This window comes from Sphingobacterium sp. UBA7038, assembly GCF_002494055.1.
Taxonomy (GTDB): Bacteria; Bacteroidota; Bacteroidia; order Sphingobacteriales; family Sphingobacteriaceae; genus Sphingobacterium; species Sphingobacterium multivorum.
Genome location: NZ_DLAV01000003.1, coordinates 1 through 25,819, shown reverse-complemented (window position 1 = coordinate 25,819; position 25,819 = coordinate 1). Strand labels below are relative to the sequence as shown.

Below are 25,819 nucleotides of genomic sequence, written 5' to 3'. Positions count from 1 at the left end.
AAATTTAGCAAATACAATAAAAACTCACCAGTGCTACACAAACATTTAACGGATAATTGATTTAATCTGACATTACATCAATAGTTTCGTACAAAACATCGATCTTTTTTAATAAAAAAGGGACAACCTATGTTGTCCCTTTCTAAAGATTTTGATTTATATTAATCTTCAAGTGCCTTCACCCCTGGAAGAACTTTTCCTTCCATGTATTCCAAAAGCGCACCACCACCTGTACTGACGTAACTTACATCTTCAGTCATACCAAATTTACTTACCGCAGCAGCAGAATCACCACCTCCTATTAAAGAGAATGCCCCATTCTTCGTTGCTTCCACAACAGCATCAGCTACAGCTTTGGTACCCTTTGCAAAGGTATCAAATTCAAAAACACCCATTGGACCGTTCCAAAGAACTGTTTTAGAATTTTTGATGATCGCAGCGAAATTTGCTGCAGACTCCTGACCAATATCCAGACCTTGCAAATCTGCAGGAATTTGATCATTTGGTCCATCATATACATTGGCATCGTTGGAAAATGCATCTGCAATCTGAGCATCCGTAGGAATAACCAAGTTTACACCTTTTTCCTTCGCTTTTTTCACCAACTCATTCGCTAAATCAAGTTTATCGATTTCAACCAATGATTGACCAATTTCACCCCCTCTAGCTTTGATGAACGTATAAGCCATACCTCCACCAATTAAAAGGTTGTCAACTTTATCCAATAAGGCCTCAATTAACTGAATTTTATCAGAAACTTTTGCTCCACCCATGATAGCCGTAAATGGTCTAACCGGATTGTTTAATACTTTTTCTGCATTTCCGACTTCTGCAGCCATCAAGTAACCGCTATATTTAGCTCCTGGAAAAAATTGCGCAACAATTGCTGTCGAAGCATGAGCTCTGTGGGCTGTACCGAAAGCATCGTTCACATAGATATCGCCTAATTTTGACAACTTCTCAGCAAATTCAACATCTCCTTTTTCTTCTTCTTTATAGAAGCGAAGGTTTTCTAGCAATAAAACCTGACCAGCTTGTAAAGCTGCCGCTTTTTCTACGGCCTCTGTACCGATACAATCATTGGCAAACTGAACATCAGTACCTAAAACCTGTGAAAGATGAGCAACAATATGTTTTAATGAATACTTATCAGTAGGACCATCTTTTGGCCTTCCTAAATGGGACATCAATATCACGCTTCCACCATCGTTCAAGATCTTCTTTATTGTTGGAGCCGCTCCCTGGATACGATTATCATCCGTAATATTGAAATTTTCATCCAAAGGCACGTTGAAATCCACACGTACCAAGGCTTTTTTACCTGCAAAATTTAAATCGTCTACTGTTTTCATTCTGTAACTTTATTGATTTGGGATTAGGTCGTTTTGTCAAACGAACAGCTAAATATAAAAAAAAGCATTTGCTTTCATTAGAAATAATTATTTATTCATGGCAATCCGTACATTGGATCGAACTTCTCCGCACGCAACGTAAGAATTACCGGCATCGTTATAAATTATAATCACCTACAACCATACCACGATTGGACTTCCTTTACGAATCAATTACTAGTGAATCTCAACGCTATAAGGCATTCTCGCCTGCACCCCCGTCTGTGCTGTAGCTTTTCTCACGACATCAAAATAACGATAATATTCGCCCATTTGCTCTTTTGCAATCCAAACTTGGACTTTTTCTTTTGAATTATTTAATATCGAGGTAAAAGGATCTTCTTTCTCCGGATATTGGGACACTTTATATTTATTCAGATTGGCCTTTTTTGCGGCAGCCTGAATAGCGGCATCCAAGTTTCCGAGACGGTCAACCAATTTATTATTCACACCTTGCGCACCGGTCCAAACTCTTCCCTGCCCAATACTATCTACATCAGCAATGGATAATTTACGGCCGTCTGCAACAACTTTAGTAAATGTACCATATACTTTATCCACTTCCCGCTGGATGATATCCCTTTCTTCTGCTGTCAACGGCCGATCGAAAGAAGTCATCAAATCAGCAAACTTACCCGTCTTTACACCATCATAATGCACTCCAATTTTATTGTTCATCAGATTTTGGAAATTAGGAATCACACCAAATACACCAATAGATCCTGTAATTGTAGTTGGTTCAGCAAATATCGAATCTGCTGCCGCCGAGATATAATACCCACCTGATGCAGCTAAATCTCCCATCGACACGATTACGGGTTTCACTTTCTTGGTCAAAATAACCTCCCGCCAAATAATATCGGACGCTAAAGCAGATCCTCCTGGTGAATTCACACGCAAAACAACAGCTTTAACAGCATCATCTTCTCTTAATTTTCGTAGTTCGCGGGAGAATTTATCACCACCGATTTGACCTGGTCCTGTTCCTTCACCATCAACAATTTCTCCGGCAGCATAAAGAACCGCGACTTCAGATCCGCTCGCATCATCTTTTAACTTTTTATTATAATCCAACAGGGAAACAAACGATATCTCATCCTTTTCCGAAATTTTCAAACGTTTTCTCAAATCCGATAAAAGTTCGTCTTTATACAACTTGGCATCTGCAAGCTTATATTTTACCGCGTCGTCCGCATCCCGGACACGATAGTCATTCGCAATAGCCCGTAATGAATCGGCAGCAATATTTCTGCTCGCTGCTATTTCATTAATAAAGGTACTGTATATACTTCCCAAATATGATGTTACCTGCAAGCGATTGGGATCACTCATTTTATTTAAAAAGAAAGGCTCAACAGCACTTTTAAATGTACCTACCTTCACAATTTGCATCTCCACCCCAACCTTGTCCAAAAGGTCTTTATAGAACATCGTAGAACTTGCCAAACCTTTAAAATCAATCGTCCCTTGCGGATTAACGTACACCTTATCGGCGGTGCTCGCTACATAATAGGCCTTTTGGTCATACCCCGCATTATAAGCAACAACAAATTTCCCGGTTTTCTTAAAAGCCAAAAGTTCGTCTCTCACTTCCTTTAAACTTGCAAAGCCAACTCCGATATGACTAGCATCTAAATAGATCCCTTTAATATTCCCATCCGTCGCCGCATACTTGATCCTCGCCAAAATATCGTCTAGACCAATATTTTTAGTGGAATAACCTGGAAGATTGAGACTACCCAAAGGATTCGCTTCGCTTCTCTCTGAAATATCATAATCAAAGGATAGGTATAAAACCGAGTTGCTTTTAACAACAATCTCCTGATCCGAGGATGCCGAGCTGATGATGGCCCCAATAATCCCCATCAAAACAATAAACAACACAACAAAAGAGATCACAATCCCCGTAATTGTTGCCAGTACGTACTTAAAAAATGATTTCATATTTTGTAATTAAATCCGATCCATAATCGATCTTCCTGTGAAAAGACTTATTTTCACTAAAGGTAATGCAATATTTTTTATTCACCCAGTCTTTTATTTCATCTACCCCACATTTTATTCGCGAAATTAAGGCTCATAGCCTGAAAGAAATTTACATATCCATAGACCATTAATACCCTAAATCCAAAAAATAGCCGAAATTCAAACAACTAAGTTTCACAAAATCTTAATTTAGCATCATGAATCAGATTTATATACTATTGGGCACTAACCTTGGGGATCGTTTTCAACAGCTTGATCTAGCGAGAAAACAACTTGAAACACATGTTGGAGCAATTATTGAAGCTTCTTCGATCTATGAAACAGCGGCCTGGGGAGTTGAAGACCAACCGCCCTTTTTAAATCAGGTCGTTTTAGTGGCATCCCGGTTACAGCCTTTAGCATGCTTAAACCTGACACAACACATCGAACAGGAATTAGGACGTATCCGTATAAAAAAATGGGGTGAAAGAGTCATTGATATTGATATACTCTACTTTAACCAGGAAATTATCGATCTGCCATCGTTGCAGATTCCACACCCTTTTATTGCTGATCGCAGGTTTACACTGGAGCCTTTAGTGGAAATAGCACCAGCCTATATCCATCCCGTTTACAAAAAAAATAACGTATATTTATTGAATAAATGCAAAGACGACTTACCTGTAAAGAAAATTAGCGACGATGAACCATATCGATATTGAACTGATCAACCAAAACATGTTTGACAGCCACGAATTAATCAAACAATTTGTATCCATGTATCTTATTCAAACACCTGTAGATCTCGACAAGCTCCGACAAGCGCTGGTTGAAGGTGATCTTCAAAAGATTGGTGATACAGCCCATCACATCAAACCGACAATGGACTATATCGGTGCCTTTCACTTAAAAGAAAAATTTGAGGAATTAGAGACCAATTCAAAGAACGAAGCATCTCTTGACAGCCTTCGGGCCACTTTTGGTGTTATCGATATTGAAATGAAAGAGCTTCTATTTGAATTGGAACAATATGAAAAAACGATCTAAACCAGATCGTTTTTTTTATTAAAATGCAATGCTGATAATAGGAAATATAAAATTAAAATAATCGGTAAAGCCATAAATTGACCAACAATAAACAAGATCAGCGTCAGGATCAAAAATATGAAGCGAAATTTATTCGTTTTCCAATCCATCGAACTAAATTTCATCGAAAACAACCTAATTTCACTTACCAAAAGATAACTGGTTAAAAGAACACTACCGATTAATACAATCGGATTTAAAACCAATTGTGGGTATTTGTCTGCGATATAAGGTAGAGAAAGCACATAAAATGTATTCATTGGCGTATTCAAACCAATGAAATCCGAAGTTTGGCGCTCATCCAGGTTGAACTTTGCTAAACGTAAAGCCGAGAAAACAGTAATGATAAACCCTAAATAAGGTAACAGAGAACCATCAGGAAATACCTTTGTCAACAAGGTAAACATAATTGTCCCAGGTAAAAAACCAAAACTGACCATATCAGCCAACGAATCCAGCTCCTTTCCTATTGGCGATTTAACATGAAGTAGTCTCGCTACCATTCCGTCAAAAAAATCGAATATCCCGGAAGCAAATACGCAAATAGTGACAACTTGAATATTGCCTTGCAATGCCATCAATACAGCGATACAGCCACTAAATAAATTTAGACAAGTCAGCAGATTTGGGATATGTTTTTTCATGTACAGGATCTATTTTATAAAAAAAGCCATCATTTGATTAAAAATGATGGCTAAAATATCAAAATTTGATGGAATTACCCATTCATACTGATCAAAAATTCTTCATTTGATTTAGTGCCACGCAATTGACCTTGTAAAAATTCCATGGCCTCTGTAGAATTCATATCCGATAAGTGGTTACGAAGTACCCAAATACGTTGTAATGTTTCTTTGTCAGTCAATAGATCATCACGACGTGTACTCGATGCGGTGATATCGATCGCAGGGAAAATTCGTTTGTTTGCCAACTTACGATCCAACTGTAATTCCATATTACCTGTACCTTTGAATTCCTCAAAGATAACTTCGTCCATTTTAGAACCTGTATCTGTCAATGCTGTTGCTAAGATCGTCAATGAACCACCATTTTCAATATTCCGGGCAGCACCAAAGAAACGTTTTGGTTTGTGTAAAGCATTCGCATCCACACCACCTGACAAAATTTTACCTGACGCAGGCGCCACTGTGTTATAGGCACGTGCCAATCTTGTAATCGAGTCTAACAAGATAACGACATCATGTCCACATTCTACCATACGTTTAGCTTTCTCAAGCACGATGTTTGCAATTTTAACGTGACGGTCAGCCGGCTCATCAAATGTCGAAGAAACAACTTCCGCGCGTACACTTCTCGCCATATCAGTAACCTCCTCAGGGCGCTCATCGATTAATAAGATAATCAAATAAACTTCTGGGTGATTTTTTGCAATAGCATTTGCAACCTCTTTCAACAAGTTTGTTTTACCCGTTTTCGGTTGAGCAACGATTAGTCCACGTTGACCTTTACCTATAGGCGTAAATAAATCCATGATACGTGTAGAGTAATTTCCAACACCCATATCTAAATTTAAACGCTCATCAGGGAATAATGGTGTCAAATAATCAAATGGCACACGATCGCGTACCTCAGCCGGATTTTGTCCATTGATAGCCTCAACCCGTACCAGAGGGAAGTATTTTTCACCCTCTTTAGGCGGACGGATACAACCACGTACCGTATCTCCCGTTTTCAAACCAAATAATTTGATCTGAGATTGTGATACATAAATATCATCAGGAGAAGTCAGATAGTTATAATCTGATGAACGTAAGAAGCCATAACCATCAGGCATGATCTCCAATACACCCTCATTAACGATCACATTATCGAAATCTGTACTTGAAGAAGTGTTTTCTGCTTTAGGAGTTTGTGTTGCTTTTTCAGGTTGGGGGCCTTTATCTGCTGCTGGTGTATCTTCGGTTGCAACCGGGGCTTCGTCATGCTCAGAAACTTCACGTTTTCTTACCGTGACAGGTTCCGCAGTTTTTACGGTCCGCACACGTTTACGTGTACGCTCAGCATGTTCCTGATTATCTTCCTCTACTTTAGCTGCTTTTTCAGCTGGCGCTGGTGCTGCTTCCTCTTCCCCACCAGTATTGCTAATTCTTTCGATTAATTCTTGTTTACGCAATTTATCAGCATCTGCGATACCGATCAACTTAGCAATCTCGCGCAATTCCGATACGAGTTTAGCGTTTAATTCGTTAATATCCATTAATGTGTTGTGTATGATTTTTGGATTTTTTTTTGAGCTTTTTTCTGAATTCTGATTACACACTTAAACAAGTTTCCATGATTAAGTGAGATGAAGAACTTAATGATTTCTTTTAAACCCGAAGTGGATTAAATATTGAGAACCTAGACAAAGAAAAAAACAAATTTTGTTATTTCAAAATATTTCAAAAAAAATATTTACTATTGTAGCTAGTAAAACGATTTAACAACATTTTTAGATTGAATTTTATATTTTTTTTCATAAGTTCGTACCTTTCAAAATTTAAGTTTTTAGATCCCTTATATGGAACAGCAACAAACTAAAACCAATTACCCCGCACTCTACACATTGATTATTGTGTTTTTCTTTTGGGGGTTCATTGCGGCAGGGAACAGTGTTTTTATACCGTTCTGCAAAAATTACTTTCATTTAGACCAGTTTCAATCCCAGTTAATAGACTTTGCTTTTTATACAGCCTATTATATTGGTGCATTGTTACTATTTATATTCAGTTCAATCGGGGGAAAGGACCTGGTTGGAAAATGGGGATATAAAAAGAGTATAGTTTACGGTTTACTTTTCTCGGCCTTGGGTGCCGCAGCCATGATTGTTGCTGTCGAAGTAAATTTGTATGTTGGTATGTTATTGGGACTATTCGTTGTAGCCCTTGGTTTTTCTTTACAACAGACTGCAGCAAATCCATTTGCGGTTTTATTGGGCGATCCAAAAACGGGTGCTTCCCGTGTGAACCTAGGCGGTGGTATCAACTCATTTGGTACAACAATAGGCCCTCTTGTTATCGGGTTTTCCTTATTCGGAACTTTTGAGCCTATTTCTGACTCAGAGATCGCCAACCTTCCGCTAAACAAGGTTGTTTATCTTTATATTGGTGTTGGTCTATTGTTCCTGTTAGCTGCAGCATTATTTAATTTCAGTAAAAAAGTTCCTGCTGGAATTAGTGATGAGCCAATGGAAAAAGCGAATAAAGCTTTACGTACCTTGATCATTATGACCATCCTCCTTTTTGGTATGTTCACGCCAGTGTTTTTAAGCTATAAGAGCGATTTAGCCTTGCAGGTAGAGCAGTTACACAAACAGGTTTCAAGTTTAACAGATCAGGTTCAGATCGATCAACTCAAACTGCACATTAAAGAAGTTGCCAAACCACTCGAAATGCAACGCATGTTATGGTTGGCAGGAGCATTGGTCGTTGTGATCGGTGGTTTATTGTTCTCCAATAAGAGCGCGCAAAAAAATCCAGAAGGTTGGGGTGCGATGAAATATCCACAATTGGCTTTGGGTATGCTCGCGCTTTTTATCTATGTCGGTATCGAAGTCGCAATCGGTAGTAACCTCGGCGAATTATTAACATTGAAGGAATTTGGTCATTTGCAATCATCTCAAATTACACCTTATGTATCCATGTATTGGGGAAGTATGATGATCGGTCGTTGGGCTGGTGCTATTACAGCATTTAACTTGAGTAAATCAACTAAAAATGGATTATTGATTATCGTTCCTCTGATTGCATTCTCCATTATCATCGGCGTCAATACGCTTGCAGGATTTGAGATGTCACATCTGTATTATTACGTCATATGTATTATTCTTCAAATTGTAGCATTCTACCTAAGTAAAGAAAAACCTGCTCGTACATTGATTATTTTTGGATTATTTGGAATCATTGCGATGTTAATTGGCCTATTCTCATCGGGTACTATTGCAATCTATGCTTTCTTATCAGGCGGTCTTGCATGTTCAATTATGTGGTCCTCAATTTTCAGTTTGTCCATTGTAGGTTTAGGAAAATATACCGCTCAAGGTTCGGCATTTCTTGTGATGATGATTCTTGGTGGTGGTGTTCTTCCTCCGATACAAGGAAAATTAGCGGATATTATCGGTATCCATAACTCGTATATTCTACCATTAATCGGATTCTGTTATGTTGTTTTCTTTGCGATATTTGTTAAGGGAATATTAACAAAACAAGGAATCAATATTGATGAAATAGAGGCTGAAGGAGGCCATTAACACCCCTCACTAATTGTAAATAGTACACTATTTAAACAATTTTATTACACAGCTCAAAAACTGGCTTAACAACACCGTTAAGCCAGTTTTTTTATATAGTCACCAAAGTACAAAAATTTATTTTTTGAAAAATAAGCGTATAAATTATGATATTTAAAATTAAAAAATGTATTTTCGGGGAATTGATTAATGAATTGATTACTCATTTTATAACGAAAAACACAATTAAAACTACTCAATAATGATAATCATTGCTGACGGGGGATCAACAAAAACAAACTGGTGTTTGTTAGACGATTCGAATAAAAAAATCTACTTCAATACGGAAGGGTACAACCCTTATTTTGTTGATAGTGAATACATTGTAAACTCCCTAAAAAAAGGACTACCGCAAGATTTACCTTTTGAAAAAATCTCAGAGGTAAACTATTATGGTGCAGGTGTTCATAACAAGGAAAAAGCACAAATTGTTGTTGATGCTTTAAAACAAGTATTTACTACAGCTGAAGTTGAAGTAGGACACGATCTTCTTGCAGCAGCAAGAGCATTATTAGGAACTCAAGCCGGATTTGCTGCGATCTTAGGAACAGGAACAAATTCTTGTCTATACGATGGTAAAGAAATCACATTAAACATCGACTCAGGTGCTTACATTTTAGGTGATGAAGGTTCTGGTAGTTATATTGGTAAAAAATTACTGGCAGATTATGTTCGTAATTTGATGCCTAAAGATGTTAAAGAAGTATTTTATAACACGTATAAAATGACAAAGGACGAAATTATGGACGCGGTTTATACCAAACCAATGCCAAATCGTTTCTGTGCAAGCTTTAGCAAATTTGTCTATGACAACAATGTAAATATCGAATACACACGCAATATTGTTGATGAAGCTTTTGAAGCATTTTTCAGAAATCTTGTCAGCAAATACCCTAACTATCAAAGCTATACTTTCAACTGTATCGGTTCGGTTGGTTACAATTTCAGAAATGTATTAGCAGAAAAAGCTGAGCAATATGGAATGAAAGTAGGCAAGATCTTGCGCTCCCCTATCGACGATTTAGTACAATTCCACATCGATAGAGCAGCAGCGACTGCCAAATAGAAAAAGAAAAATAATCTTTAACATAAGGAAAGGTATTCAATAAAATTGGATACCTTTTTTATTGCTCTTCCCCCAGTCCTCCGACCTCCCAATATTCTCCGTACCGAAAATTCCCTACTAATATTAATTTCCAATTAACTAACTCATACCGTTTTACAAGACATTTTAATGATTTAATAACAGGAATTTCATCGGTACAAAATAAAAGTATCTTTTTTTTGTAATAGAAGTTAACAGATTGATTAAATGAAATATTGCGGCTTAGAATAACTTCAAAAACGGTAAAAAAGGTCGTTTATGATCGATTCATTTCAGACAAATCCGGCAAAAGTCAAATATAGTCCTCAACAGACGCATAGAAAAAAAATCTACAAAGGACATCTTGGTAGACATAAATGAATAAACAAATTTATTGCAAATGAAAAGAAGCCTTGATATACTTGTAATCTCAGATTTACACCTAGGTACTTACGGTAGTAGAGCTAAAGAGCTTTTACTTTATCTAGAGTCCGTATCTCCCAAAATACTGATACTCAATGGAGACATCGTAGACATTTGGCAATTTAAAAAAAGCTATTTTCCGCAAGAACATCTAAAAGTCATCAAAAAAATCATTGACATGAGCTCTTCGGGGACAGAAGTACATTACATCACGGGCAACCACGATGAAATGTTGCGCAAGTTTACCGATCTAAAATTAGGTAATATCAAGCTGAGCAATAAACTCCTTCTTTCACTCAATAATCAAAAAGTGTGGATCTTTCATGGAGACGTTTTCGACGCATCCATTCATCATTCTAAATGGTTGGCCAAACTCGGTGGATGGGGTTACGACAAACTTATCCAGCTCAATAATATCATTAATTATTGCCTAGATAAAATGGGTAAGGAGAAATATTCTCTTTCTAAAAAGATCAAAAACTCCGTTAAAAAGGCCGTCAAGTATATATCAGATTTTGAACATACAGCGACTGAACTAGCGATTGAAAAAAATTACGATTTCGTCATCTGTGGACACATCCACCAGCCTCAAATCAAAGAAATCATTACCCGAAAAGGAACCTGCACGTATATGAACTCAGGAGATTGGATTGAAAACCTCAGTAGTTTAGAATATAAAAATGGGGAATGGAAGCTGTTCTATTTTGAAGAAAATAAAGAACAAATCCTGAAGAATAAAATCATCGATATCCCTCTTTTCAGCCTGGAAGATCTTAAAAAGATTGTCATCTCATAAAGATTGTCATGTCTTAATGAACACAACAGAGATCTGCATATAATCAGGAAAACACTAAAACAAAGCCGAGNNCTCGGCTTTGTTTTAGTGTTTATAGTTCAAATGTTGCACCGATTTTCGGCAATGACAATGAAATATCCTCATTTTGGAATTTATCCAAAGCTTGTTGTTTATCGATCGTTATTGGCGGAAATGAATCGTAATGGATACCAACTACCCGAGCACAATTCACAAACTCAGCCGCTTTAATTGCATCATCCACATCCATTGTATAGTGCCCACCTATAGGTAAAAATGCCCAATCCAGGTTCATGTCTGCCAGCAATTTCATTTCCATAGTCAGTGCGGTATCGCCGGCAAAATAAATTTTTTTGCCTTTTACATGGAAGACAAATCCCACAGGAAACCCGCCGTATTGACCATCAGGTGTACTATTGGTATGTGCAGCATACACCATCTTCACCGAACCAAAAGGCAGTTGAACTGTTCCGCCCAAGTTGAATTCGATCACCTTATCGTCAGGTACGCCCTGTCTTCTCACCCAGCCTGCAGTTTCAACAATCGCTAAAACAGTGGCATCGCTGTTTTTTTGAATCGTCGCCATATCGGCCACATGGTCCTGATGTCCATGACTTAAAAAGATATAATCCGGTTTAATTGTATTGACATCGATTTCTTTTGCAAGTGGATTATAAGTAACAAATGGATCTAAAAGAACCTTCGTTCCGTCAAAATCAAACTCTACACAAGACTGTCCGTAATAAGTTGCTTTCATGATAATATCGCTATTGATTAAATAATCCGCCTAGTCCTCCTAGTCCACCCAACATATCTTTACTTGCCGCCTGCATTTCAGCCTGGCTGATATTCTCAGCTTGCGCAATTGCCTTATTCAGAGCAACCACAAGCAACTCCTCCAATTCTTCCTTATCTGCGTTTGATAAAAATACAGGATCGATGGTAACCTCTTTTATCTCTTTGTTTGCTGTCGCTACCACACGGATTAAACCACCTTCCACTTCACCAGACACAGAAATTGAATCCAATCTTTTCTTGATTTCCTCCGCCTTTTGCTGGGCTTGAAATAATTTGTCAAACATATTTATATCATTTATTTCAGGCCAATTTACAAAAATCTGCGCATACCTACTATTGCTAATTTACTTTCGCCAATGCTTCCCTTTTTTTCTGAAGGTTGTCTGATCTTATTGGCCAGAAAGAACTTTCAGTTCGCTTTCATTGCTCTTGGTGTCTGCGAAGTCAGGAAGGTTTTGTATTTTTGCAACATGCAAAGCAATCAAGAAAAACTAGTCGCCCATATTTTGGACCAGTTGGACCTAAATCCGGCAGCTATTCCAGCTGAAACCTACGACACATTAATTTCAGATCGCCCTCAACTTGTCGACATTGACGATATGATCTCCTATATCAAACGTATCGGGACTGATCTCGATGCCATTGATAAAACAGTTGAACTGGTTGAAAAAATTGAAGACGAAACAAGTATTCTTATCCATAAGCTTAAGTTTATTTCGGCTACTGACAGGCCCAAGGTATTGGTACTGGACCAAATACAGCCGCTTGAAATAAACCGTTCTGCCTATCTGCAGGAAGCCATAAAAATAGCCGGTGGTATTCCAGTTACAACAGAAAATGAAGCCGATAAAATCATTGTCATCGGTCAGGGAGAACAGACATTTATCCAAATTCCACAATTGTTGAATTCGGCAGCTATCGCATCATCCAAAGCTATCGAGCTCGATCAGGTCTTCATCATGACCAATAAACAATTTGCACAGATTCCCGGATATAATTATTTGAGAGAACTTGAATCTTTAGCCGAAATTCTTCAGCCAAAGTATTTTGTGTATGGTCATGAAGGAAACGATTGGCTACAATTTCAACTAAGCTAAAAAACCAAAAATATAGGTATAAAAAAACAGCTCCAGTAGAACGGGAGCTGTTTTTTTATACTTTAGAATTTTAGTTGTATCTTCTGCGTAGGACGTTGTATAATTTTTCAACGGTATGCGGTTTATCTGCCCATTTATTTTTAATCGCATAATTTGTCTGCAAAAATGCATCCGCTTCCGCATAGCTTGTAAATCTATTCAATAATTCGACAGCCTCACTATACGCTAAACTATACCCATTAAACAAATCCTTAATAAATAAGAGCTTATCATTTAAGCTTATTCCTGCTTTAATATCTGTGAGTTTATCGCTATGTCCAGATTGATTTACCTGATAAACACGGTTCTGCACGCCAGCTTGCTTCTGTTGAGAGATAATTTCATTTAAGGTCAATGGTCTCGCGGGAGCTTCTTCAATGACCGTATTGATTTCTTCCTGAATAAACACTTCTTGCGGCTGCTCAATTACGACTTCTTTTGGTTCTTCGATGACTTCTGTAACGAAGACAGTAGGTTCTTCAACTTGCGCTGTAACTTCCTTTTCTGCCTGATAAGCTAATTCCTCCACTGGAGCAGCCTCAAAAACCGGTGGCGTTGCAACAACTGGCGGAGCGACAGGTTCAGCAATTGCAGGGCTAGGCTCTCCCGATTGTATCGGTTCACTTTCAGAAACAAATGAGGTTTCTGGCTCTTCCAATTTTACAGGTTCACGTTCAGAAACAAATGGGACTTCGTTTTCCTCCACACTGGTTTCTTCATTTGCTACAATGGCTTCTTCATTTCCACGGTTGAAATCTTCAACTGGTTGAGCTTCTTGAATCTCGCTTTCAGTGGGTTCAGCAACAACTTGCTGCGCTGAAGATCTAAGGGTGGAAGGCGGTGTAAAATAGTCGTTGAAAGCAATCTTCTTACTGTCTAAGGCAGCAGTACTTAACGTATGCTGCGATTGAGCTCCCTGAAGAACGGCCTTGGTCTTAAGTAAAGTTATGTAGGCAGCCACAGCCTGTGCCTTCGCTTCTAGTGTTACTAATTCGTTAATTTCGGACAAGCTGCCCTGTTCCGACAAGGTCAGATACTGTCCATTTAAATCCTGTAATAAATCGCCTATCGTATTAAAAATTTCCTCTTTAGTACCCATAATTCTATTTGAAATCACCAATTAATTATTTATAACACTTATACCTGCAACCGATCAAAAAGTGGAAAACCCAATCCTTTGATTTAGAGATATTTGGATTTACGCCCAATTTTTGCTACCCAAATTTAATATTTAATTCTGATATTAGCGGTGTCAAAAACAGAATATAATGGGAGGTCATTTTACAAAAATCACCTTATTTGCGGACCTTCCGACAAAATTAAATTAATCAAATGCTTTTTTCCGAACATAATTTGGCTTTGCGCCCCGCACAATATGGTAGCATTGAAATTGTCTGTGGATCGATGTTCTCGGGCAAGACTGAAGAACTGATTCGCAGGCTAAAACGAGCACAATATGCACGTTTGAATGTCGAAATCTTTAAACCAGCGGTTGATAAGCGATATGATGAAAAGTTGGTCGTTTCTCACGATAGCAATAGCATCCCATCAACACCCGTTGATCATTCTTCAGCGATCCTACTCTTAAGTTCATCGACCCAAGTTGTCGGAATCGATGAAGCACAATTTTTTGATGACGGTTTGACAGAGGTATGTGTCAAATTGGCAAATAGTGGTATCTGGGTGATCGTTGCCGGTCTCGATATGGATTTTCAAGGGCAACCATTTGGTCCAATTCCCAATTTAATGGCAGTAGCCGAACACGTCACGAAGGTGCATGCGGTTTGCATGCAATGTGGCGCTCCAGCGAATTATTCCTACCGCCTGACCAAGGATACGGAAACCGTGCTTTTGGGTGAAAAAGAAGCTTATGAACCACGGTGTAGACCTTGTTATTTCGGCTTGAATAAGTAAATGATCCAAAAAGTTAACTAAAATCTGCCAAAAGGACCATAAACGCTATTTGGCATAGGATTTGAAATATACTTTATAAATAAGAAGATTAACGCTTTTAATAGCGACAAAATACTTTTCATAATTTAGGTTTATAATTGGTTAGTTAGCACCTCCTTGCCCATCAAGGGGGTGTTTTTTTGTTAAAAAAGAACGCTGTCCCCAGGTTACTGAGCACAGCGTTCTTTTTTCATGAACTCCTATAGGCAAGGCTTAAGGCTGAACACCGTAATTTATAACCTTACGGCCAATGTTACCTGTTTGATCCATTCCCTCGACGATGACCTTGTAATTTCCATTTCCATCGGCATTATAAAATTGAATGGCAGCTTCCCCCGTCTCTGTGATTGAGACTTTCGGATTCCAGTAAATGGTCGTTCTCAAATCGTTTACAGCCTTTCTTTCCGGCGTATCGTATTTTGGAACATAGAATTTGCGTTCTTTAATATAACCTAGAGGATACATATCGATCACATTTGATTTTGGCAACATGCTCTCAATTTCACTCAATGACATTCGCGGCTTCTTCGCTTCCACTTTTTTCGTATAAATGGACACAACACCATTATTTTGATACATTCTGGAGACTGTTCCCAATTCATCACGTAAGAAGATTTCGATTCCTTCGATATCCGCGACATTGATGCTGTTCAATCCAGGCTCATCAATAGCCATACCGTTCAGAAAGAACTGAACAGGCGTACGTCCCCCCGCATTATAATCGCGGGAAACATAATATTTCAATGTCTGCGGATCATAAGTAATGCCAGTCAATACCGTTTGAAGACACATGGTCAACACGTTACAACCGGTCAAACGCTCGGGTTCAATACGGTGTTCCGGCATGGATAAGCCCGAAATAGATGGAAAATCTTTATTGGTGATTGCTTTCTTCACTACGCCTGTCACTTCGACCTCATCCAGAAGGATCGATTTTCGATACTCTTTTCGGCTATTCGCCAAATAAGGAGCAAAAGCCTGGTCTATATTCGGCACAAAATAACTTTTATAGCCATTATTCTTATCGATCTCCGGGTAAAAGCTCTGATCCATATTAATAACCAGGCTCCGGTAATTGTCGTTAGAGCGGGCATTAACCGTTACTTTAGACGAGTCCGGGAACACAAGATCCTTAAAGGTGAATCGTCCATTCTGATCCGTATAAACGTCTTTCTTAATATTACGCGAAGGAACCGATAAAAGTAACCCTCCATTTGGATAAGGGCGTCCAGTATTCATCCGAAGTATACCGGATAATTCAATTCCTTGCTCGGGAAGAAAACTGATCTGTGGCAACTTCTCCGATATAAGTGTCGGGTAGTCAAATCGACGGTATCCCTGTGTCATTAATAGTGCATCCAGCGCTTTATCCCGATTGGGATTCTTTTCATCGAAATATGAATTTGGGTTTTCTACATTTCCTTTGAGGTCCGAAGTCAACAGAAAGTTGCTCACAATAGAGAGATCTGCCTGATCATTATAAGGAACTTTGGATTCGTCTATTACAGCGACTGAATAGCTTCCGGGGAACTTCTGCCCATTGTTGTCCACAGCAAGTTTAAGATTGACCAAGTCTTTAGCCTTATAGCTTTGCTTATCGCTGGTAACTTGAATATTTAAAAGCTTTTCACTTTGAACAAATGCCAAGCGTTCGCTGATAGGTTTTCCGTCCGGACTCAATAAGGTTACCTGAACAATACCATTTGGCAAACGCTCTTTCGGAATATTGACCAATGCAGACGAAGATTTTAAATTCACCTGTGCGCCAAAACAGAGATGGCCATTCGACTGAACCAAAACATAATAAGATTGCCCCGGGTTCTTTGAAAAATTCTCCTCGCTAGTTACCACGGCAAACTCCGCATTCGTGGCATCCTGTTTTACAAAAACAACATTTGCCTTGTCACTGACAACAGCCGGCAATTTGTATTTGCGCTCCTGTCCATTCTCAAACTTCACAACAGCTTGATAATTTTCTCCTGCGAGCGGCAGAAGAGAAAAATAGCCCATTCCAGTTCCAAAGTCTGCAAACTCCGCTACCGACTTGCCCTTTGAATCCAAAATACTACCTTTTACCTTTAGCCCCTTACCATCGGATCCAATGGCTTTAAATGCAACTTTTTTGGCCAATCCAGCGATAATATCACCCCCTTCAGGAAAGAATTGCACATCTGCATCCCACAAGGCATTTTTGAGCAAGAAGGAACTGGACAAAGGTTTTTCATTTTTATTTTCCTGAATGCTAATCTTCAGTTGTCCTTTCTCCAGATTTGCCTTTTCTTTTGCAGACAGGTTTATGATTACTTTCCCCAGCCCATCGGTCTCAGCTTTGCCCTTGTCGAAGGTTTCCCATCCCGACACAAACTCCCAATTGATTTTTGAATTGATCATCGGTTTTCCCGTACGATCGCGGAACTGTATGACAGCTTGGGTTTTATTACCACCAATGTTATTTTGAAATTCAATGTTCGTAATCAATTTCTTATTGATTACATCCCCGATTGGCACCACTTTGTTAAAAAAGTAAGCATTATCAAAGTTGGCCATCCATTTTGTGTAGGCCCTAAAGCGATAATTGTCCTGAGACATAAATTGAGGATCAAGTACAATCTGCCCATTTCCTACCCCTTTATCCAATGGAATTTTTAGTGTCTGAATCAGGGAATCGCGACTGTTCAGCACTTCCACGTAAGCTATTTTACTCGGCTCATATTCGGCCAAATTGCGGGATAAATAGGTTGAAAACCAGAGAGTATCCCCTACAGCATAATAAGGCTTGTCGAAATGTAAATGTACCTTTTCAACTGGGTAAACCTGAAAATATTTCTGAACTCGTTCTACGATTGTATTAATAGGCAATGTAGGTGTAGTCTGGGCATAAGTGGTCCCTATTCCTAACAGTCCTATCGATAAAGTCAATAGTTTTATGTGCTTCATTGAAAGTCTTAGAATAAAAAATGAATAGCTAAATATATTCAATTTTGAGCAAAGACCAACCGCATTGGGGTATTTTTAACATTTATTATACCTATTCATGGGACGATTTCCGACGCGCTAAAAGTAATTAGAGCAATGGAGCCAAAAGCCTACAGATAGAATCTACTCCTCTTTTCCAGCGGCTTCGCTGCATCCACTTTCGAATTGTAATCAGGTCTGAAACTTCGATATCAGCCAAAAATTGTGCATTAAGACGGTCGCAAAGCTCTTTATCCGATACAATTCCCGAGATTTCAAAGTTGATGTAAAAACTTCTGATATCCAAGTTTGTCGTACCGATATAGGCCAGCTTCCCATCAATGCAGATGGTTTTGGCATGCAGAAATCCCTTTGTATAGAGGTATACATTAACTCCTCTTTCCAGTAGTGGTTTTATAAATGAGAAGGAGGCATGCTGTACAAAAAACGAATCAGACTGGGCCGGCAACATCAAGTCCACACGGACACCGGAAGATACCGCGAGCATTAAAGCAGTCGTCAATTGATCGCTGGGAATAAAATAAGGTGTACACAACTGTACATATTCTTTTGCTTCGTTGATACCGGCAATAATTGCTTCCATATTGAAAGGCGCTGGCGATCCAGGATCACTGGCTGTAAATCCTACTCCACTCGCATCTTCATCGGTAAGAGGAAATCGGTTTAAATAACCGCGGCCCAATTCAAACGATTCCCCATCTGTCTGGTTCCAGCTGTTCCAAAACTGGATTTGCAACGTATTTACTGCTGCGCCGACAACCATCATCGCCGTATCCCGCCAGTAAATCTCATTTTTTCCGTTATTGATATACCGATCTGAAATATTGATTCCGCCGACAAAACCTATTTTCCCATCGATCACCGCTATCTTGCGGTGATTTCGGTAGTTGCTATTCGCCAAGGAACTAAAGGTTACTGGAAGAAAAGCTTGAAACACAAAATCGGGTTTATGCCGCCGTAAATATTTAATTACATCTGGAGCACCAAAACTATCCAATATCAGACGTACGGTGACCCCAGCTTTTGCTTTTTCTTCTAGAATATGTAAGATCTCCTGCCCTATTTCATCCATTTCCCAAATATAATATTCCATGTGAATGGAATGCTGCGCAGCTTTAAGACTATCAATAAGTACCGGAAACTTTTCTTCCCCATTGATAAACAGGGTGACATCGTTGTTGAGGGAAAAAGTAGAGATCTTTTGATTTTTAAGGTAGCGGTATACCATGGCCAAACTACCGATCCGCTCATTTAACGTATCAATATGTTCCTCCATAATTTCGGATTCCTTACGCCAGGCATCCAGTAGCTTTTTGGACTGCTCGCGATACACGCGTTTCATCCTTTTGACCTTCTTAAACTTCTGACCAAAGAAATAGTAACTGAGCAAACCGACGACAGGTAAGAAAACAATGACCATAATCCAGGCAATGGTCTTGGAAGGATTACGGTTTTCGATCAAAATCGTCCCGATTACACCAATATAAAGGATGAGTAAGGGAATCCAATAATATTCTAATGCAATCTGTAAAATATGATGAAGTACCTCCATATTGTGTGCTAAGGGTTTTACCAAATATAATACTTAGCATCGACATATTGTTTGTCGTTAAACACAGTTTATTGCACCATCGACATGAATGAATGGACTTAAATAAGGAATGTCTAAATTGGCACCCCGGAGTATAAACCAAATTCCCAATAAGAAATAGAGAAAGGGAACCCATTTCGAAAATCCGATTTTGAAAGATCTGGAGAAATTTCCCAGAAAAGAAAACGCAAACAAGAGCGGGATAGTTCCTAAGCCAAAACACAACATAAAAAAGAAACTTTGCTGTGGACTGTCTGCATTTATGGACGACATGAGTGCCATGTAGACCATACCACAGGGCAATAAGCCATTCAGTACGCCAGCAATAAAACTCCCCCCCGGTTTATAGAGCCATTTCGACAATAAGCGTACAACTGGCTGCACAGCCTTCGTCTGCCAGCTAGCGATTTTCCGATTATGCTTACCAATAAGCTGGAATAAAGCAATTCCGATCAGAATAATACCTGTGGCCCAGCTCAAACTTCGCTGCCAACCTTGAATCTGCGCAAATGTTCCGATCGTACCGAGTAAAAGTCCTAAACAACCATAAGTCAGTACCCTTCCGGATTGATACAGTATTTTATTAAAAAAAACGTTCCAACCAAAACCCTGCCTTCCTTCAATAGCAAAAATTAATGGACCACACATGACCGCACAATGTATGCTTCCAAACAATCCCATGAAAAATGCAAAATAGGTATAGCTCATTTCGTTAAACTAAAATAAAATATGCTCTTCAAACAAAAAATCTTTACCTACACTCTTCCAGTCAATATACAAATTCCACATTCCTTTATCGAAAGTGGAAATGGGCAGTGTATATAAATTACTGGTTGTCTGAAATGGTAATTCTTTATCCAATCGATTATCCGAAGGTTTTCGAAACAGCAGTTTCCCTTTATTTTCTTTGGAAACAAAATGAATATACAAGGTATCTTGCCTGATTTCTATTGTCGGTGATTCCTTCATCATCAATACATTTTGCTTTTTTTCGTAAGCTTGATCAAAATTCAGCCCCTGTTCATAGTAGTCATCTTCTTCCAGACTATCCGAATCATGACTCACCATATATATTCCAGCTCCGACTATACACAACATAAATACCGCCAAGGTTAAAAAAATCTTTGTACCCCAATTCATTGTTTTTCATTTTAATTCATACCCGGAGGCGCAATAAAAGTGGTTTTTAAACTTTCCACTTTCTTATCTCCCGAATAGATAGCTAATTTTACATTACTTTTATAGGTCTCAACATCCTTATTCGCGATAATTAGAAAAAAGCTCAGTGTCGCATGCCCATCTTTACTCAATTTTTGAATAGGATTGACCAGTTGAATCGTTAAACGCGGATCATCACAGACCAATTTAAAAGGCATTTCTTTACCAGACTTATTAATCAATTCCAAAGAATACAGGTTGCTTATTGTCTTATCATCACGAAGCTGGTAGGTGCTTCCCTTTGCCCGAAGCAATCTTCCATCCACCTGAGAACGATTGAACAACAGAAAACTAAAGACCGACATTAATGCAATCAACACGATAGAATAGGCTATTGCCCTCGTATTGCTTTTTTTCTTCAGTGTTCCTTCAATCTCACCCATTGGATAAAAGCCAATTAACTTTTTAGGCTTTCCAATTTTGTCCATGACAGTATCACAGGCATCAATACAGGCCGTACAACTTACACATTCTAATTGCAGACCATTTCGAATATCAATTCCTGTGGGGCATACATGTACACAGAGTTTGCAGTCTACACAATCTCCATGTGTCGTCGTTGCATCCTTTTGCTGTTTTCCTCTTGGCTCTCCACGTCGATGATCATAGGCGACAGTGATACTTTGGTCATCGAGGAGTACGCCCTGCAATCTGCCATAAGGGCAAATTGCAATACATACAATCTCCCTGACGTACGCAAACACACCATAGAAAACCAATGTAAAGATGATTATTGATATCAATCCACCTATATGTTGGTCCAATGGATCAGTGACGATCTTCATCAGTGCATCAACACCGATGATATAAGACAAAAAGATATTTGAAATGAAAAATGATATGATCAGGAATATACCATGTTTCAAAAACTTTTTCAATTGTTTTTGATCCGTATTGGGTCCAGCATCCAATTTCTTTTGTTGTTGCCAATCACCTTCGATCCAATATTCAATTCGTCTAAATATTAATTCCAAAAAAATGGTCTGGGGGCAAGTCCATCCGCACCATACCCGTCCAAAGACAACAGTAAACAAAACCACACATACCATCACGATTAACATGCCGAATACGAATATGTAGAGATCCTGTGGATAGAACAGATTTCCTAAGATGGAAAACTTTCGCTCAATAATGTTGAACATGAGAAACGGTTCACCATTTATTTTGATAAAAGGAACTACAAACAAGAACAGCAGTAGTGAATACCCAACCCACTGTCTCTTTTTGTAAAGCTCTCCCTGCGGTTTTTTGGCATAAATCCATTGTCTTTTTTTTGACTTAGATCCACCGTTATTGGCGTTATTCACGACTACTGTACTCATTGCTATTTCAATTTACTACTCTGCTTTTTTTTCTGTTTCAGCCTGATCGGCTTTGCTCTCATCCGCCGCCTTCTCTCCACTTGCAGCCTGGCCACCACCATAGGTTACCTCTTCACCTTGCGGAGCTTTTGGATTAGCAGGGTGTGTATCCCTTAAGGTGATAATATAACTGGCAACCTGTGCGATTTGTGCAGGACTTAACGTTTGTTCCCATGGCACCATTCCTTTATCAGGAACACCATACTTAATGGTTTTGAAGATATCTTTAATCTCGCCACCATGAAGCCAAAACTTATCGGTCAAGTTAGGTCCGATGCCTCCCTCGCCACTACCACCGTGACAAGCGACACAGTTTGCGGTAAAGATCGCTTTTCCATCAGCTGCCATTTCCGGCTGAAACTCCACGCTACTTTCGTCTACATTGCTCGCAGAAGCAGTAAGATAAGCCTGACGCTCTTTCTCGGCAACGACCATCTCATGTTCATACTCCTGGTCCTGGTTCATTCCGATGCCCGACACCTGATAAACAAATAAGTAAACAAGGCCGAAAAAAATCGTTCCATAAAAAAGGAAATTAAACCAGATCGGAATCGGATTATCCAATTCGCGGATACCATCATACTCATGGTCTATAACAATATCCTTTTCTTCTGAAATCGGTCTGATCCCCATGATCTTGTTCCACGACCTTTTCATCCAGCCCTTATTCGCCGCCTTTTTGAGTTTTTCCTCCTTGGCCAATTCAGGCATGGTAATCTTAATGATGGATTTCATCGCGCGATTGACCATCAATGCCGAAGCAAGAAGAGCCAGCATCACAACGATCAATACAACAATTAAGATATCTGTGTATAAATTATCTGTACCGAATCCTATCGTAGATTGAACAACTTCTGCGGTAGCTGGTGCAGTATCCAATAATAAACTCATATATTATAGACTATCAGGTGAATGATTCAGTTCCTTTTCTGTTTCATCTTCTTCCAAAGGCAATTCCTTCATATAGGTAACATAGTCTTTTTTCATTCGAAACAACATGATTGCTACTGAAATGAAGAACACCAAGAAGATCCAAAGTGATGCAATTAGATAAAGCTCACTGCCGTTTAGATTTGTTATTTGCTTAAACATGGCTTTATTGATTTGCGTTAACATTATCAGCTACTTTTGGAGCTGCTTTTATATCTGTTCCTAATCGCTGTAAGTAGGCAATTACAGCTACAATCTCACGGTCAGCTAACACATTCACTTGATTTTGTTTTAGATCATCAGCAATTTTTTGTGCCTGTTTGGTAAGATCCTGCTCAGCATGTTCAATTTCCGCATCGGTATAGGGAATTCCCAATTTCCGTAACGCTTTCATTTTATCTTTCAGAATAGAATTATCTAGCTTCTGATCGATCAACCAAGGATATGTTGGCATAATACTTCCTGGCGAGGTAATCGTCGGATCCAACAGGTGATCAAAGTGCCATTTATTTGGGTATTTTCCACCGATGCGATGCAGATCTGGTCCCGTCCGCTTCGAACCCCATAAAAACGGTGTATCGTAAACAAACTCTCCCGCCTTGCTATACTCTCCGTAACGTGCGGTTTCGGATCTAAATGGACGAATAGTTTGCGTGTGACAGTTTACACAACCTTCTCTTACGTAGAGATCCCTTCCCTGAAGTTCCAATGCTGTATAAGGTTTTACACTCGCAATCGTTGGAACGTTTTTAGAAATTGTAAAAGTCGGCACCATTTCCACCATACCCCCAATGAGGATGGCAATAAGAGCCAGTACCATAAATAAAATTGGCTTACGTTCAAGGCGACGGTGTTGAGACTGTTCGTTTACTTGAACCGGCAATAATGCAGGAGCTTCTGCAGGCTCATTGGCCAAAAGCTTCCCTTTTTGCATGGTTTTGATCAAGTTGAACGTCATCAGGAACACGCCCGATAGATAAAGTGCACCACCTAATGCACGCATCATGTGCATTGGCAAAATTTCCAATGTTGTCGCAAGGAAGTTGGGATATTTCAAAACCCCTTCCGGTGTAAATTCTTTCCACATCAAGCCTTGTACTACAGCTGCCCAATACATCGGGATCGCATAGAACAAAATACCCAAGGTACCTATCCAAAAGTGCGTTGATGCCAATTTTTTAGAATATAACTCCGTTTTATATATACGTGGTATCAACCAGTACAGAATACCGAATGTCATAAAGCCGTTCCATCCCAATGCACCTACGTGTACGTGTGCCACGATCCAGTCGGTAAAGTGAGCAATTGCATTCACCTGCTTTAAAGATAGCATAGGGCCTTCGAAAGTCGCCATACCATAACAAGTAAGGGCCACGACCATGAATTTTAACATAGGCTCTGTCCGTACCTTATCCCAGGCACCACGTAAGGTCAACAAGCCATTGATCATACCGCCCCAGCTCGGAGCAATCAACATAATGGAGAATACAACCCCTAAAGACTGTACCCAACCAGGTAGCGCCGTATAGAGCAAATGGTGAGGACCTGCCCAGATATAAATAAAGATTAAAGACCAAAAGTGAAGAATACTTAACTTGTAAGAGTAAACTGGACGGTTGGCCATCTTAGGAAGGAAATAATACATCATTCCCAAATAAGGGGTTGTCAAGAAAAAAGCAACTGCATTGTGACCATACCACCATTGTACCAGTGCATCCTGCACGCCCTTGTAGACATAATAGCTTTTCCAGCCAGCTACAGGCAATTGGATGGAGTTAACAATATGCAATACGGCTACTGTAACAAATGTGGCAATATAGAACCAAACTGCGACATACATATGACGTTCGCGTCGTTTGATAATAGTACCGAACATATTGATTCCAAATACCACCCAAATGAAGGTAATTGCGATATCAATAGGCCACTCCATTTCGGCATACTCATGGCTTGAAGTAAGACCGAGTGGTAAAGTAATAGCCGAGGCAACAATAATTAATTGCCAACCCCAAAAATGGAGTTTGCTCAAAGCATCACTAAACATTCTTGCTTTAAGCACCCGCTGTAAGGAGTAATACACTCCCATAAAAATACCATTACCTACGAAAGCAAAAATCACCGCATTGGTATGCACAGGACGTACACGGCCAAATGTAGTAAATTGCAATCCGAAGTTCATTTGGGGCCAAACAAGCTGCGTCGCCACAAGCAATCCTATGGTCATACCAACTATTCCCCAAATAATGGTAGCGATTCCGAAATTCCTGACAATCTTGTTGTCGTAATTAAATTGCTCTAACTGCATTACTTAAATTGTTGATTCTGGTTCAAAAGTAAGCAGCAATTTATGACAATTTAATGATGGGGAATGCGTACAAAAGTGATGTACGTCACTTTTGTATTACCGCATTACAATGCTTAGTTACTAATTTCGGCTACTGGTTCTAAATGACTTAGCGAAAATTGAGATCCTGAAAGGTACTTTTCACCAGTAGATCTGAAATCAAAAGTGACCATAATCACATTTCCCGCCGTACAATACGCGATAACACACCAAATCTCATCACAGTGGCAGACCTTGATCTTTCAATGTGTCACACTATCCAACTGTAACCAGCGAGCCAAAGCCTTTTCGGAAAGGAGCAGTAGGAGGTGGCTTGAATAGGGACAGTAGAGGCTCTAGGACAGCGCCAGTCGGGGAAGTACGGAAGATATGCAATAGCATTGTACAGGGAAGTACGGAGGATATGCAATAGCATTGTACGGGGAAGTACAGGCAGGTAGCTAAACGAAAGAAGCCCTTGA

The 25,819-nt window shown here is 39.2% G+C and carries 23 protein-coding genes; 7 read left to right on the top strand and 16 right to left on the bottom strand.

Annotated elements, in window-relative coordinates; translation table 11 throughout:
* Positions 1–161: 161 nt before the first annotated feature.
* Complete coding sequence (locus B3H30_RS00460; protein ID WP_070570453.1) at positions 162–1,352, bottom strand: phosphoglycerate kinase; 1,191 nt, start codon at positions 1,350–1,352, stop codon at positions 162–164.
* A 216-nt stretch (positions 1,353–1,568) separates the two neighbouring features.
* Complete coding sequence (sppA, locus tag B3H30_RS00455) at positions 1,569–3,335, bottom strand: signal peptide peptidase SppA (RefSeq protein WP_070570450.1); 1,767 nt, start codon at positions 3,333–3,335, stop codon at positions 1,569–1,571.
* 239 nt (positions 3,336–3,574) lie between these two features.
* On the opposite strand from sppA, the gene folK reads away from it, so the two are divergent.
* Together folK and B3H30_RS00445 are read left to right on the top strand one after the other, a co-directional pair.
* Positions 3,575–4,078, top strand: coding sequence for a 2-amino-4-hydroxy-6-hydroxymethyldihydropteridine diphosphokinase (folK, locus tag B3H30_RS00450; RefSeq protein WP_070570448.1), 504 nt, complete (start codon positions 3,575–3,577; stop codon positions 4,076–4,078).
* A complete protein-coding gene (locus B3H30_RS00445) occupies positions 4,059–4,403 on the top strand; it encodes an Hpt domain-containing protein (protein WP_070570446.1) in 345 nt (114 codons plus the stop codon). The genes folK and B3H30_RS00445 overlap by 20 nt, the downstream gene beginning before the upstream one ends.
* Here the strand turns inward: B3H30_RS00445 and pssA are convergent.
* Together pssA and rho are read right to left on the bottom strand one after the other, a co-directional pair.
* Complete coding sequence (pssA, locus tag B3H30_RS00440) at positions 4,400–5,086, bottom strand: CDP-diacylglycerol--serine O-phosphatidyltransferase (RefSeq protein WP_070570444.1); 687 nt, start codon at positions 5,084–5,086, stop codon at positions 4,400–4,402. The two genes, B3H30_RS00445 and pssA, sit on opposite strands and share 4 nt — an antisense overlap.
* Positions 5,087–5,160: 74 nt before the next feature.
* On the bottom strand, positions 5,161–6,660 hold the full coding sequence (gene rho, locus B3H30_RS00435) for a transcription termination factor Rho (protein ID WP_201639487.1): 1,500 nt from the start codon (positions 6,658–6,660) through the stop codon (positions 5,161–5,163).
* 303 nt (positions 6,661–6,963) lie between these two features.
* Here rho and B3H30_RS00430 point away from each other — a divergent pair, with 303 nt between their 5' ends.
* From B3H30_RS00430 to B3H30_RS00420, 3 genes are all read left to right on the top strand, one after another.
* Positions 6,964–8,691: an MFS transporter gene (locus B3H30_RS00430; RefSeq protein ID WP_201639488.1), complete on the top strand. Its 1,728-nt coding sequence runs from the start codon at positions 6,964–6,966 to the stop codon at positions 8,689–8,691.
* Between the two features lie 241 nt (positions 8,692–8,932).
* Entirely contained in the window at positions 8,933–9,796 is an 864-nt protein-coding gene (locus B3H30_RS00425; RefSeq protein WP_046671899.1) for an N-acetylglucosamine kinase, read from the top strand.
* 418 nt (positions 9,797–10,214) lie between these two features.
* Complete coding sequence (locus tag B3H30_RS00420; RefSeq protein ID WP_286777116.1) at positions 10,215–11,033, top strand: UDP-2,3-diacylglucosamine diphosphatase; 819 nt, start codon at positions 10,215–10,217, stop codon at positions 11,031–11,033.
* A gap of 91 nt (positions 11,034–11,124) precedes the next feature.
* Here the strand turns inward: B3H30_RS00420 and B3H30_RS00415 are convergent, their stop codons facing one another.
* Together B3H30_RS00415 and B3H30_RS00410 are read right to left on the bottom strand one after the other, a co-directional pair.
* The gene (locus B3H30_RS00415; protein ID WP_046671897.1) at positions 11,125–11,808 is read right to left on the bottom strand and encodes a metal-dependent hydrolase; all 684 of its coding nucleotides are present in this window, start codon (positions 11,806–11,808) and stop codon (positions 11,125–11,127) included.
* 10 nt (positions 11,809–11,818) lie between these two features.
* Complete coding sequence (locus B3H30_RS00410; RefSeq protein WP_046671896.1) at positions 11,819–12,133, bottom strand: YbaB/EbfC family nucleoid-associated protein; 315 nt, start codon at positions 12,131–12,133, stop codon at positions 11,819–11,821.
* A gap of 186 nt (positions 12,134–12,319) precedes the next feature.
* On the opposite strand from B3H30_RS00410, the gene B3H30_RS00405 reads away from it, so the two are divergent.
* On the top strand, positions 12,320–12,946 hold the full coding sequence (locus B3H30_RS00405) for a hypothetical protein (RefSeq protein ID WP_139145107.1): 627 nt from the start codon (positions 12,320–12,322) through the stop codon (positions 12,944–12,946).
* Positions 12,947–13,016: 70 nt separating this feature from the next.
* Here B3H30_RS00405 and B3H30_RS00400 read toward each other — a convergent pair whose 3' ends face one another.
* Positions 13,017–14,102, bottom strand: coding sequence for a hypothetical protein (locus B3H30_RS00400; RefSeq protein WP_286779168.1), 1,086 nt, complete (start codon positions 14,100–14,102; stop codon positions 13,017–13,019).
* Between the two features lie 215 nt (positions 14,103–14,317).
* On the opposite strand from B3H30_RS00400, the gene B3H30_RS00395 reads away from it, so the two are divergent.
* Positions 14,318–14,899, top strand: coding sequence for a thymidine kinase (locus B3H30_RS00395; protein ID WP_070570435.1), 582 nt, complete (start codon positions 14,318–14,320; stop codon positions 14,897–14,899).
* A gap of 252 nt (positions 14,900–15,151) precedes the next feature.
* Here the strand turns inward: B3H30_RS00395 and B3H30_RS00390 are convergent, their stop codons facing one another.
* From B3H30_RS00390 to B3H30_RS00350, 9 genes are all read right to left on the bottom strand, one after another.
* Positions 15,152–17,875, bottom strand: a complete 2,724-nt coding sequence (locus tag B3H30_RS00390) for a carboxypeptidase regulatory-like domain-containing protein (protein WP_201639490.1) — start codon at positions 17,873–17,875, stop codon at positions 15,152–15,154.
* Positions 17,876–18,002: 127 nt separating this feature from the next.
* On the bottom strand, positions 18,003–19,466 hold the full coding sequence (cls, locus tag B3H30_RS00385) for a cardiolipin synthase (RefSeq protein WP_070570431.1): 1,464 nt from the start codon (positions 19,464–19,466) through the stop codon (positions 18,003–18,005).
* A 57-nt stretch (positions 19,467–19,523) separates the two neighbouring features.
* A complete protein-coding gene (locus B3H30_RS00380) occupies positions 19,524–20,213 on the bottom strand; it encodes a sulfite exporter TauE/SafE family protein (RefSeq protein WP_115047675.1) in 690 nt (229 codons plus the stop codon).
* Between the two features lie 9 nt (positions 20,214–20,222).
* Positions 20,223–20,645, bottom strand: a complete 423-nt coding sequence (locus B3H30_RS00375) for a FixH family protein (RefSeq protein ID WP_286832972.1) — start codon at positions 20,643–20,645, stop codon at positions 20,223–20,225.
* An 11-nt stretch (positions 20,646–20,656) separates the two neighbouring features.
* The gene (gene ccoG / locus B3H30_RS00370; RefSeq protein WP_070570425.1) at positions 20,657–22,045 is read right to left on the bottom strand and encodes a cytochrome c oxidase accessory protein CcoG; all 1,389 of its coding nucleotides are present in this window, start codon (positions 22,043–22,045) and stop codon (positions 20,657–20,659) included.
* Between the two features lie 15 nt (positions 22,046–22,060).
* Positions 22,061–22,975 carry a cbb3-type cytochrome c oxidase N-terminal domain-containing protein gene (locus B3H30_RS00365; RefSeq protein WP_070570423.1) on the bottom strand — a complete coding sequence of 305 codons (915 nt, stop codon included), beginning with the start codon at positions 22,973–22,975 and terminating at the stop codon, positions 22,061–22,063.
* A gap of 3 nt (positions 22,976–22,978) precedes the next feature.
* Positions 22,979–23,176, bottom strand: a complete 198-nt coding sequence (locus tag B3H30_RS00360; RefSeq protein WP_201639492.1) for a hypothetical protein — start codon at positions 23,174–23,176, stop codon at positions 22,979–22,981.
* Positions 23,177–23,180: 4 nt separating this feature from the next.
* A complete protein-coding gene (ccoN, locus tag B3H30_RS00355; protein ID WP_070570421.1) occupies positions 23,181–25,319 on the bottom strand; it encodes a cytochrome-c oxidase, cbb3-type subunit I in 2,139 nt (712 codons plus the stop codon).
* A gap of 289 nt (positions 25,320–25,608) precedes the next feature.
* On the bottom strand, positions 25,609–25,819 hold a 211-nt coding region (locus B3H30_RS00350), incomplete at its 5' end, for a hypothetical protein (RefSeq protein ID WP_286776700.1).

Coding starts and splice junctions, on each gene's coding strand:
- sppA (WP_070570450.1), bottom strand. CDS start 3,335: ATGAAATCATTTTTTAAGTACGTACTGGCAACAATTACGGGGATTGTG.
- B3H30_RS00395 (WP_070570435.1), top strand. CDS start 14,318: ATGCTTTTTTCCGAACATAATTTGGCTTTGCGCCCCGCACAATATGGT.
- B3H30_RS00410 (WP_046671896.1), bottom strand. CDS start 12,133: ATGTTTGACAAATTATTTCAAGCCCAGCAAAAGGCGGAGGAAATCAAG.
- B3H30_RS00360 (WP_201639492.1), bottom strand. CDS start 23,176: ATGTTTAAGCAAATAACAAATCTAAACGGCAGTGAGCTTTATCTAATT.
- B3H30_RS00390 (WP_201639490.1), bottom strand. CDS start 17,875: ATGAAGCACATAAAACTATTGACTTTATCGATAGGACTGTTAGGAATA.
- rho (WP_201639487.1), bottom strand. CDS start 6,660: ATGGATATTAACGAATTAAACGCTAAACTCGTATCGGAATTGCGCGAG.
- ccoN (WP_070570421.1), bottom strand. CDS start 25,319: ATGCAGTTAGAGCAATTTAATTACGACAACAAGATTGTCAGGAATTTC.
- B3H30_RS00380 (WP_115047675.1), bottom strand. CDS start 20,213: ATGAGCTATACCTATTTTGCATTTTTCATGGGATTGTTTGGAAGCATA.
- ccoG (WP_070570425.1), bottom strand. CDS start 22,045: ATGAGTACAGTAGTCGTGAATAACGCCAATAACGGTGGATCTAAGTCA.
- B3H30_RS00460 (WP_070570453.1), bottom strand. CDS start 1,352: ATGAAAACAGTAGACGATTTAAATTTTGCAGGTAAAAAAGCCTTGGTA.
- B3H30_RS00445 (WP_070570446.1), top strand. CDS start 4,059: ATGAACCATATCGATATTGAACTGATCAACCAAAACATGTTTGACAGC.
- cls (WP_070570431.1), bottom strand. CDS start 19,466: ATGGAGGTACTTCATCATATTTTACAGATTGCATTAGAATATTATTGG.
- B3H30_RS00425 (WP_046671899.1), top strand. CDS start 8,933: ATGATAATCATTGCTGACGGGGGATCAACAAAAACAAACTGGTGTTTG.
- B3H30_RS00415 (WP_046671897.1), bottom strand. CDS start 11,808: ATGAAAGCAACTTATTACGGACAGTCTTGTGTAGAGTTTGATTTTGAC.
- B3H30_RS00420 (WP_286777116.1), top strand. CDS start 10,215: ATGAAAAGAAGCCTTGATATACTTGTAATCTCAGATTTACACCTAGGT.
- pssA (WP_070570444.1), bottom strand. CDS start 5,086: ATGAAAAAACATATCCCAAATCTGCTGACTTGTCTAAATTTATTTAGT.
- B3H30_RS00365 (WP_070570423.1), bottom strand. CDS start 22,975: ATGAGTTTATTATTGGATACTGCACCAGCTACCGCAGAAGTTGTTCAA.
- folK (WP_070570448.1), top strand. CDS start 3,575: ATGAATCAGATTTATATACTATTGGGCACTAACCTTGGGGATCGTTTT.
- B3H30_RS00405 (WP_139145107.1), top strand. CDS start 12,320: ATGCAAAGCAATCAAGAAAAACTAGTCGCCCATATTTTGGACCAGTTG.
- B3H30_RS00375 (WP_286832972.1), bottom strand. CDS start 20,645: ATGAATTGGGGTACAAAGATTTTTTTAACCTTGGCGGTATTTATGTTG.
- B3H30_RS00430 (WP_201639488.1), top strand. CDS start 6,964: ATGGAACAGCAACAAACTAAAACCAATTACCCCGCACTCTACACATTG.